1 protein-coding gene is annotated in these 389 nt (G+C 72.5%); it reads left to right on the top strand.

Annotated features, from left to right (window positions below; genetic code table 11):
* Positions 1-247 (top strand): hypothetical protein (locus tag D7Y13_RS44715; RefSeq protein WP_208734765.1); only part of this gene is annotated, 247 nt, incomplete at its 5' end.
* Positions 248-389 lie beyond the last annotated feature (142 nt).

Here is a 389-nt window from a genome sequence, read left to right as displayed (position 1 = left end):
TGTTAGTACCGCGGGACGAATAAACGCGCCGCGGCCGGCGCTCGTCGAGGCGAGCCCCGTCGGCGTGCCCACACGCGTCAACCGCGAAGGAGTCGCGCTCGTGCGCGAGGAGTGGCGCGTCGTCGACCGCTGGTGGACGGAGGAGCCGCTCGACCGCCGCTATTTCGACCTCGTGCTCGAGTCGGGCCGGAACGCGTGCGTCTTCCGCGACGAGGAAGCCGGATGTTGGTTCTCCCAGCGCGCGTGACGCCTCGCGTTCCTGACGCCCTGCTCGCGATGCGTAGGCCGGTGGAACAGTACGGAGGTACGGGCCGCCGGCCGGAGCACCGCGAGCGGGGCGAGGCTGTGCCGGAGGCCGGCTCCGCCGGCCGGGAGGCGCAGCCGATCAG

This window comes from Corallococcus praedator (assembly GCF_003612125.1).
In the GTDB taxonomy this organism is placed as follows: domain Bacteria; phylum Myxococcota; class Myxococcia; order Myxococcales; family Myxococcaceae; genus Corallococcus; species Corallococcus praedator.
The sequence above is the reverse complement of the archived record's forward strand: the minus strand, read 5'-3'. Positions and strand labels throughout refer to the sequence as shown.